Genomic DNA, 622 nt, shown 5'->3' on the forward strand with positions numbered 1-622 from the left:
CCTATCCTTATACGTTAGGAGTTCTTGTACACATGAGATCTATGAGCGACTTTAACCACGTTGACTACAAGTACATCATCTTTAATCTCATACACTATTCGGTATAAGCCTTGACGAACTCTATAGTTTTCTTTGCCTGATAGCTTTATACAACCTTCACCTCTTGGATTCTCCGATAAGGTGTCAATTTTACCTAAAATCTTTATAATATCACTTTTAGGTATAATTCGTAAATCTTTAGCTACTGACTTTTTAAACGTTATTCTATATTTTGCCATGTGCCTTCAAATCATTTAGCAAATCTTCATATGAAATATCTGATTCATTAGCTCTTGCTGATACTGCAGCTAGATCTTCTTGATCTTCACGCATAAGTAAACGAACCGCTTCATCTATTAATTCTGAAACAGACAAGTGGGCAGAAGCTGCACGCATTTTTAAAGCTTGATGAATATTCGGTTCAAAATAAACGGTAGAACGTTTTGATAAGTTACTCATAATATTGTCTCCTTTAAATTGACAAACAACATCATAACACCACAACGTTATGATGTCACGGGGCGGCGATGAGCAACTAACGTATGATATGGACTCCCCTTACCAATTGGCCACTATGTGCCAT

The 622-nt window shown here is 36.2% G+C and carries 2 protein-coding genes; both read right to left on the reverse strand.

Features of this window, described 5'->3' with window-relative positions; translation table 11 throughout:
- Positions 1–14 precede the first annotated feature (14 nt).
- Positions 15–278, reverse strand: coding sequence for a type II toxin-antitoxin system RelE/ParE family toxin (locus tag AB4238_RS22370; protein WP_372035836.1), 264 nt, complete (start codon positions 276–278; stop codon positions 15–17).
- Positions 265–498: a ribbon-helix-helix domain-containing protein gene (locus AB4238_RS22375; RefSeq protein ID WP_372035838.1), complete on the reverse strand. Its 234-nt coding sequence runs from the start codon at positions 496–498 to the stop codon at positions 265–267. Before AB4238_RS22375 ends, AB4238_RS22370 begins: the two co-directional genes overlap by 14 nt.
- Between the last annotated feature and the right edge of the window lie 124 nt (positions 499–622).

The organism is Shewanella sp. 10N.286.45.A1 (assembly GCF_041470405.1).
In the GTDB taxonomy this organism is placed as follows: Bacteria; Pseudomonadota; Gammaproteobacteria; order Enterobacterales; family Shewanellaceae; genus Shewanella.

Excerpts from the sequence above, each read along its gene's own strand:
- AB4238_RS22370 (WP_372035836.1), bottom strand. The coding sequence starts at position 278 with ATGGCAAAATATAGAATAACGTTTAAAAAGTCAGTAGCTAAAGATTTA.
- AB4238_RS22375 (WP_372035838.1), bottom strand. The coding sequence starts at position 498 with ATGAGTAACTTATCAAAACGTTCTACCGTTTATTTTGAACCGAATATT.